At 71.3% G+C, this 8,687-nt stretch carries 6 protein-coding genes and 1 pseudogene; all 7 read left to right on the plus strand.

Features of this window, described 5'->3' with window-relative positions:
- Window positions 1-270: pseudogene (locus tag QZX79_RS10175) on the plus strand (hypothetical protein); the annotation flags it as partial.
- A gap of 59 nt (window positions 271-329) precedes the next feature.
- Window positions 330-2,120 carry a penicillin-binding protein 2 gene (locus QZX79_RS10180; RefSeq protein WP_294568154.1) on the plus strand — a complete coding sequence of 597 codons (1,791 nt, stop codon included), beginning with the start codon at window positions 330-332 and terminating at the stop codon, window positions 2,118-2,120.
- Window positions 2,121-2,177: 57 nt separating this feature from the next.
- Window positions 2,178-3,800, plus strand: a complete 1,623-nt coding sequence (locus QZX79_RS10185) for a UDP-N-acetylmuramoyl-L-alanyl-D-glutamate--2,6-diaminopimelate ligase (RefSeq protein WP_294568164.1) — start codon at window positions 2,178-2,180, stop codon at window positions 3,798-3,800.
- A gap of 6 nt (window positions 3,801-3,806) precedes the next feature.
- Window positions 3,807-5,342, plus strand: a complete 1,536-nt coding sequence (murF, locus tag QZX79_RS10190) for a UDP-N-acetylmuramoyl-tripeptide--D-alanyl-D-alanine ligase (RefSeq protein ID WP_294568156.1) — start codon at window positions 3,807-3,809, stop codon at window positions 5,340-5,342.
- Entirely contained in the window at window positions 5,339-6,439 is a 1,101-nt protein-coding gene (gene mraY, locus QZX79_RS10195) for a phospho-N-acetylmuramoyl-pentapeptide-transferase (protein ID WP_294568158.1), read from the plus strand. Before murF ends, mraY begins: the two co-directional genes overlap by 4 nt.
- Entirely contained in the window at window positions 6,436-7,992 is a 1,557-nt protein-coding gene (gene murD, locus QZX79_RS10200) for a UDP-N-acetylmuramoyl-L-alanine--D-glutamate ligase (RefSeq protein WP_294568160.1), read from the plus strand. Before mraY ends, murD begins: the two co-directional genes overlap by 4 nt.
- Window positions 7,928-8,687 (plus strand): acyl-CoA dehydrogenase family protein (locus QZX79_RS10205; RefSeq protein ID WP_294568162.1); only part of this gene is annotated, 760 nt, incomplete at its 3' end. The genes murD and QZX79_RS10205, both read left to right, overlap by 65 nt.

An 8,687-nucleotide genomic window follows, 5' to 3' on the forward strand; every position in this document is an offset into this window, starting at 1 on the left:
GTCACGGCCTCCGACGCCCCCGTTCCCGCCCCGCCGGCGGCACCGGAGGCCGCCGCGGAGCCGGAGCCCGCCCCGGCACCTGCCGAGGCAACGCCCGCCCCGGCGCCGGCCGACGCCGCCGCAGGGCAGGCCGCAGAGGCTCCCGCGCCCCGGGGGCCGGCCGTCGAGCTGCCGGAGCAGGCACGCAATGCGCCCGGTCAGGCTGCGGCACCCGATCGCCCGGCCGGCGGTACCATTCCCGGCCCCGCACAGCTCCCCAGCTCCCGCTAGGAACCCCGGCCCCGCCGGGCCCCCGCCCAGAAACTCCCCGCGACCACCAAGGACCCCACGTGGCACACCCCAAACCCGGCAGCCAGGACGCCCTCCGCGTAGCGCTCGGATCACGGCGCCTGCGCGTCGGGCTTGCCTTCGTCCTGGTCCTGCTGCTGGTCCTCGGCGTCCGGCTGTTCCAGCTGCAGGCCCTCGACCTGAACGGGCTGGCCCAGGCCGGGCTGTCCAAGCGGCTCACCACCACTGCGGTGCAGCCGGTGCGCGGGTCCATCGTCGACGCCAACGGGAAGTACTTCGCCCGCAGCGTCGAACGCTTCGACATCGTCGTCGACCAGCGGTTGAGCGGCGGCGAAACCTTCGACCGGTACAACGAGGAGCTGGGCGAGCGGGAGCTCGACCTGCCGATCGAGCAGGGCTTCGAGGAACTCTCCGCGGTGCTCGGCATCGACGCGGAAACCCTGCGCGCCTCCATCCAGGGGGACAAGAGTTTCAACTACGTGGCCCGCACCGTCACCCCCGAGGTCAAGAACCGCGCCCTGGCCGTCGGCCTGCCGGGCGTGTACGCGGACAAGACGAGCGTGCGCACCTACCCGGCCGGCTCGGTGGCCGGATCGATCATCGGCTACGTCGGCCCGGACGGGGAGCCCCGCGAGGGCCTGGAGCTGTCCCTGACCGACAAGCTCACCGGCAAGGCCGGCAGCAAGACCTATGAGATCGGCGGCGACGGGATCCGCATCCCCTACGCCACCAACGAGGACGTGCCCGCCAAGGACGGCCAGTCAGTGCGGCTCACCATCGACCAGGACCTCCAGTGGTTCGCCCAGCAGACCATCGCCTCTCAGGTGAAGGACTACAACGCCGAGTGGGGCAATATCGTCGTCGTCGAGGCCAAGACCGGAGCCATTCGGGCCCTCGCCGAATCCACGACGCCGGACCCCAACAACCCCGGGGCCACCCCGCCGGAGTTCCGCAGCCCGCTGTCGGTGACCGCGGCCTTCGAGCCCGGCTCGACCACCAAGCTGATCACCCTTGCCGCAGGCCTCGAAGAAGGAATCATCGAGCCGACCACCCGGTTCGAGATCCCCCCGCTGTACACCGTGGGGAACCAGACGTTCAAGGACGCGTACGCGCACGGCGAGGAGCGCCGCACGGTGGCCGGCATCTTCGCCAAGTCGCTCAACACGGGCACCGTCAAGATCGGCGAGCAGCTCACCAAGCAGCAGCGCTACGACTGGCTGAAGAAGTTCGGGATCGGCGAGGAGCTGAACACGGGGCTCAACGGCGAAACCCGCGGCCTCCTGCCCAAGCCGGAAACCTGGGACGACCGCCAGCAGTACACGGTCCTCTTCGGACAGGGCCTGGCCCAGACTGCCCTTCACACCGCCATGGTGTTCCAGACGGTCGCCAACGACGGCGTCCGGCTCCCACCCCGGCTGATCGACGCCTACATCGACCCGGACGGCACCGAGCACAAGGTGCCCCAGGGCGAGGGCACCGAGGTCGTCTCGGAACCGACGGCCAAGAAGCTGCAGAAGCTCCTTGAGACCGTCACGGTCGAAGGCTCGGGCAAGTCCGGCGCCCTCGAGCAGTACCGGGTGGGTTCCAAGACCGGCACGGCCGAAGCGCCCGGGCCCAACGGCGGATACGACGGCTACACTCTGTCCTATGCCGGGATCGCCCCGATCGAGGACCCCGAATATGTAGTGGTGGTGACCCTGCAGCGTCCGCAGGGCGACCTCTACTACCTGGTGCCGGGCGAGTCGTTCCAAAAGGTGATGAAGCAGGTCCTCAACGCATCGAACGTTCCACCGTCGGCGGGTAAGCCCGAGGCCTACCCCGTCGAGTACTGATCCGAAAGTAAAAGCTCCGTGTCAATCAACACCCCTCCAAGCGCCGCAGGCCTTGGAATGAGGCCCCGGCATGTCCAGCCGGTGTCCCTTGCCGCTGCCCTGGGCGGGCTCGACGCCGCCCTGCCCGCCGTCACCGTGGACGGGGCGCCGGTGCGGGATTCGGCGCTGGCCTCCCTGCAGGTGACCGGAGTGGCCGTGGACTCCCGGGCCGCCGCGCCGGGCGACCTCTACATCGCCGTGCCCGGCGCACAGCGCCACGGGGCCGAGTTCACCGCGCAGGCGGCCGCCGGCGGGGCCGTCGCCGTGCTGACGGACGCCGAGGGCGCCGCCCGAATCGGGGCGGGGCCCAACCCCTCCGCGCTCCCGGTCCTCGTGGCGGAACGTCCCCGGCTGCTCGTCGGCCCGCTGTCGGCCGCCGTGTTCGCCAGCCAGCCCGCCGACGCGGCGCGGCCGGTGCTCTTCGGGGTGACCGGCACCAACGGCAAGACCACCACCACCTACTTCATCAATGCCCTCCTGCGGGCCCTGGGCCGCACCACGGGGCTGATCGGCACCATTGAGATCCTCGCCGGAGCCGAAGCCATCCCGAGCACCCTCACCACCCCCGAATCGCCGCAGGTCCACTCCCTCCTGGCCCTGATGCGCGAACGCGGACTCGGCGCGGCCGCCATGGAGGTCTCCTCCCACGCCCTCGAATACGGCCGGGTCGACGGCGTGGTGTTCGACGTCGCCGGTTTCACCAACCTCACCCAGGACCACCTCGACCTGCACGGCGACATGGAGTCCTACTTCGCCGTCAAGGCCTCGCTCTTCGGCGCCGGGCGCTCCCGCGTCGGCGTGGTCACCGTCGACGACGACTGGGGCACGCGGATGGCCGCGGCCGCCACCGGTCCGGTGGTCACCCTGCGCACCGACCCGGACGCGCCGGCCGGTTCGCCCGCTGACTGGACGGTCGAGTCGATCGAACCGGCGGGCCTGGGCCACCGGTTTACCCTGCGTGGGCCCGGCGGGACGGCCCTGACGCTGTCCTCGGGCCTTCCGGGCACGTTCAATGTCTCCAACGCGGCCCTCGCCGCGGTGATGGTGCTCGCCTCCGGGGTGGACCCGGAGGACCTGCAGCGGGCCGCCGCCGCACACGATCCCTTCACGGTGCAGGTGCCGGGGCGGATGCAGCTCATCAGCGACGCCCCGACGGGCATCGTGGACTTCGCCCACAACCCCGACGCCCTGGTGCGGACCCTCGCCGCGGTGCGGCGCCCCGATCCCGGCTCCCGGGTCATCATTGTCTTCGGCGCCACCGGCCAGCGCGATGAGACCAAGCGGCCCATCATGGGCGCGGCCGCGGCGCGGCTCGCCGACGTGGTCATCGTCACCGACGACGACCCGCACGACGAGGACGAGGCGCAGATCCGGCGCGGTGTCCTCGACGGCGCGCTGGCCGCGGTGCGGGCCGAAAGCCTTGCCTGCGAGGTGCTTGAGGTGTTTCCCCGGGCGGAGGCCATCGAGGCAGCCGTGGCAATGGCGGGGGAGCAGGACACCGTCCTGGTCGCGGGCCGCGGACACGAGGTCTGGCAGGAAATCAAGGGCGTCAACCACGCCCTCGACGACCGCGTGGAGCTCGCCGCCTCGTTGACAAGGCACGGATTCTCTGTGCGCACGCCTGTGGCGATAGAGTCCTAGACCGTCATGATTGAATTCAGCGCAGCCGACATCGCGGCACTCACCGGCGGCCACCTCTCACAGGGTGCCAGCCGAAACCCCACCCTCACCGTCACCTCCGCGGCCACCGACTCGCGCGAGGTCCTCCCGGGGGGCCTGTTCATCGCCAAACCCGGCGAGGTCACCGACGGCCACGACTACGCGGCCCAGGCCTTCGCCACGGGCGCCGTCCTGGCCCTCGCCGAGCGCCCGGTCAGCGGAGCCGACGGATCCGACCTGCCCGCCGTGATCGTGCCCGACGCCGTGCTCGCCATGGGGGTCCTCGCCGCCGAGTCCGTCCGCCGGCTCCGCGCCAGCGGGCCGCTGACCGTCGTGGGCATCACCGGGTCGGCAGGGAAGACCACCACCAAGGACCTCCTGGCCGGCCTGCTGGGCGCCGAAGGCCCCACCATAGCGCCCACCGGGTCCTACAACGGCGAGGTCGGGGTGCCCCTGACGGTGTTCCGCGCCGACTACGGCACGCGCTACCTCATCATCGAAATGGGTGCCACGAAGGCCGGCAACATCACCTACCTTGCGGACATGGTCCAGCCGGATATCGGCGTCGTGCTCGGCGTCGGGTCCGCCCACGTGGGCGAGTTCGGCGGGGTGGAGGCCATCGCCCGCGCCAAGGGCGAGCTGTTCGCCGCCCTGGGCCCCGGGGCGACGGCCGTGATCAACGCCGACGACGAGCGCGTGCTGGCCATGCGCTCGCGCACCAGCGCCCGGCGCGTCTACTTCACCTCCTCCGGGGACTTCGAGGCCGCCGACGGCGACATCCTCACCGCGGCCGGCAGCACCACGACGTCCGAGGGCCACCCCGCCTTCGACCTCGTGCTCCCCGACGGGACCTCCCACCCCGTGGTGTCCCCGCTGCTGGGCCTCCACCACACGGCCAACCTGCTCGCGGCCGCCTCCGTGGGCTGGGCCCTCGGCGTGCCCGGGGAGCGCATCGCCTCCGCGCTGCGCACCCAGGCCGCGAAGAGCCGCTGGCGGATGGAGCTCACCGAGCGGGCCGACGGGGTCACCGTCATCAACGACGCCTACAACGCCAACCCGGAGTCGATGCGGGCTGCCCTGCGCACCCTGGCCGAACTCGGAGCCGGCCGGCGCCGCACCTGGGCCGTACTGGGCGAAATGCTCGAACTGGGAGAGTCCTCCATCGAGGAGCACGACCTCCTCGGGCGCGTCGTCGTCCGGCTGAACATTTCCAAGCTCGTCGTCGTCGGCGGCGACAACGTCCGCGCCCTGTTCAACGGCGCCCTGCTCGAAGGCTCCTGGGGGGACGAGATCCAGCAGGTGCCCGATGCCGAGGCGGCCGAGGCGCTGCTGCGGGCCGAGCTGCGGCCCGGTGACATCGTGCTGTTCAAGTCCTCCAACGGGGCGGGCCTGAGGTTCCTGGGGGATCGGATAGCATTGCTCCCTGATGCTGCCGGCTCGCCGGATCAAGTGCACCCGCATCCCATCCAGCCTCCGGCCGCCAGCCCGGACGGCACTGCCCCACGAAGGAGCCCGCAGCCGTGATCGCCCTCCTGATCGGTTCGGCGTCGGCGCTGTTCTTCGCACTTGTCGGCACCCCACTGTTCATCAAGCTCCTGGTCCGGAAGAGCTACGGCCAGTTCATCCGCGACGACGGCCCGACGGCGCACCACACCAAGCGCGGCACCCCCACCATGGGCGGCGCGGTGATCGTCGGCTCGGTGCTGCTCGCCTACTTCCTCACCCACGGCGTGATGGCGATGCTCGGTGCCTCGACCGGGCCGAGCATCTCGGGACTGCTCCTGCTGCTGGTGACGGCCGGGATGGGCGCCGTCGGCTTCCTCGACGACTACATCAAGATCTCCAAGCAGCGCAGCCTCGGGCTCAGCGCCGGCGCGAAGATCGCCGGGCAGAGTTTCGTCGGCATCCTCTTCGCGGTGCTGGCCCTCCAGTTCCCGGACGAGCAGGGCCGCACGCCGGCCTCGACGGCCATCTCCTTCCTGCGGGACACCTCGGTGGACCTCGCCTTCGCGGGCACGCTGGTCGGGGCGATCCTGTTCGTCCTGTGGTCGAACCTGATCATGACCGCCGCCACCAACGGGGTGAACCTGGCCGACGGGCTCGACGGGCTCGCCGCGGGGGCCTCCATCCTGGTCTTCGCCGCGTACATGCTGATGGGCATCTGGCAGTCCAACCAGAGCTGCGGCTCCCTGCAGGTCCCCGTGAACGTCTGCTACGAGGTGCGCGACCCCCTGGACCTGGCCCTCATCGCCGGATCGATGGCCGGCGCGCTGGTGGGCTTCCTCTGGTGGAACACCTCGCCGGCGAAGATCTTCATGGGCGACACCGGCTCCCTCGCGATCGGCGGCGCGATCGCCGGCTTCGCGATCCTCTCCCGGACCCAGCTCCTGCTCGTGGTCATGGCGGGCCTGTTCGTGATGATCACCCTCTCGGTGATCATCCAGGTCGGCTACTTCAAGGCGACCGGCGGAAAGCGCGTCTTCAAGATGGCGCCGCTGCAGCACCACTTCGAGCTGAAGGGGTGGCAGGAGGTCACGGTCGTGGTGCGGTTCTGGATCCTCGGCGGCCTCTTCGTGGCCGTGGCACTCGGTATTTTCTATGCGGATTGGGTAGTGGGTTGACGGATATTTCGGAATCGGACGCGGCCGGACGGCTGGCGGGGCTCACGAGCTGGGACGCCGACTGGCGGGGGCTGCGCGTCGTCGTCGCCGGCATCGGCGCCTCGGGCTTCTCCGCCGCCGATACCCTCGTGGAGCTCGGCGCGGCCGTCGTCGTCGTCGACGGCTCCGACTCGGAGGACAACCGGGCCAAGGCCGACACGCTGCGGATCGTCGGCGTCCGCGAGGTGCTCCTCGGCGCCGAGTCCACCACCGGCGTCCCGCTGGTCGACGGGCAGGCGCCCGAGCTGATCATCGCCTCGCCCGGGTGGAGCCCGGCCCAGCCCCTGCTGGCGGCCGCCGCGGGTGCGGGCATCCCCATCTGGGGCGACGTCGAGCTGGCCTGGCGGGTGCGGATCCGCGAGGGCCGGCCCACCGCCGAATGGCTCACCATCACCGGCACGAACGGGAAGACGACCACGGTCGGCCTGACCGAGTCGATGCTGCTGGCCGCCGGGAAGCGCGCCGTGGCCGCCGGCAACGTCGGCACGCCGATCCTCGATGTGATCCGCGACCCGCAGGGATTCGACTTCCTCGCCGTGGAGCTCTCCAGCTTCCAGCTCCACTGGAGCGAGTCCATCTCGGCGCTGGCCAGCGTGTGCCTCAATATCGCCGAGGACCACGTCGACTGGCACGGCAGCTACGAGGCCTACGCCGCGGCGAAGGCCAAGATCTACGACCGCACCCGCATCGCCTGCATCTACAACGCCGAGCAGCACGAGACCGAGGTGATGGTCGAGGAAGCCGACGTGATCGAAGGCTGCCGGGCGGTCGGCTTCACCACCGGCACACCCGCGGTGAGCATGATGGGCGTCGTCGAGGACCTCCTCGTCGACCGGGCCTTCATCGAACAGCGCAGGGACTCGGCCGCCGAACTGGCGTCGGTCCGTGAACTCGGTGACGTCGTGCCGCGCCATCTCGTGGCCAACGCGCTGGCGGCCGCCGCCCTGGTGCGGGCCGCGGGCATCCCTCCGGCCGCCGTCCGGGAGGGGATCCGCACCTACTCGCCGGGCGCGCACCGCATCGAGGCCATCGCCTCCGCCGGGGGCGTGCTCTGGATCAACGACTCCAAGGCCACCAACCCGCACGCCGCCTCGGCCTCCCTGGCCGCCTTCACCTCGGTGGTCTGGATCGCCGGGGGCCTCTCCAAGGGCGTCGCCTACGACGACCTCGTCCGCACCCACGCCGCCCGACTGCGGGCCGTGGTGCTGATCGGGACCGGCAGCACGGCACTGCAGGAGGCCCTGCACCGACACGCTCCCGATGTACCCATCATCAGCTGGCACACCAGTCACACTGGAAACGGACACCCCGAGGACGGGGGAGAGGGTGCACAGGTGATGGAATGGGCGGTCTCCGAGGCGGCCCGCTTCGCCGGGGAGGGCGACACTGTCCTGCTCGCACCGGCCGCCGCCTCAATGGATCAGTTCTCCTCGTACGCCCACCGGGGTGATGCCTTTGCCACGGCGGTTCGAGCGCTGGTGGAGGGGCAGGCACCAACCGCGAAGGAGCTCTAGATGGTTACCACCCCCACCCGGCACCCCGGGCGCAGGCCCGCGGCCGCCCGCACCGCCGGAGCTGCAGCCGCCCTGGCGCACCGACGAGCGGGTGGAGCTGCAGGAGCGGGCGCGCGCCTTCGCGCGTGATGTCGTCCTGCCGCTCGCCGACGAGCTCGACCCGCAGAAGGGCGAGATGCCGCGCGAGCTGCTCGACCGGCTGGCCGAGGAGGGCTGGTTCGGCATCACCATCTCCGCCGACGACGGCGGCCTGGGCCTCGGCGTCCTCGAGTACTGCCTGGTGAGCGAGGAGCTCGCCCGGGCCTGGATGAGCGTCGGCAGCATCCTCGCGCGCGCACAGGGACTCGGGACGCAGGTGGTGGACGACGCGCGCCGGCGCGAGCTGCTGGACCGCAGCGCACGCGGCGAGTGGGTGGGCGCCATAGCGCTGTCCGAGCCCGACGCCGGCTCCGACCTCGCCGCCGTGCAGACGCGGGCCGTGCGCGACGGCGACGGCTGGGTGCTCACCGGCCGCAAGCGCTGGTGCGGCAACGCGCTGGCCGGCGACTTCGTCGAGGTGCTGTGCCGCGTGCGCGACCCCGAGGAGGGGGAGTCGCGCTCGGCCGGGCTGGAGCCGTTCCTCGTCGTCAAGGAGCGCGGGACCTTCCCCGATGGCATGACCGGGACGCCGATCGACAAGATCGGCTACCACGGCT

Origin of the sequence: uncultured Arthrobacter sp. (assembly GCF_902805515.1) — a bacterium.
Classification (GTDB): domain Bacteria; phylum Actinomycetota; class Actinomycetes; order Actinomycetales; family Micrococcaceae; genus Arthrobacter_D.

Coding starts and splice junctions, on each gene's coding strand:
- QZX79_RS10185 (WP_294568164.1), top strand. CDS start 2,178: ATGAGGCCCCGGCATGTCCAGCCGGTGTCCCTTGCCGCTGCCCTGGGC.
- murF (WP_294568156.1), top strand. CDS start 3,807: ATGATTGAATTCAGCGCAGCCGACATCGCGGCACTCACCGGCGGCCAC.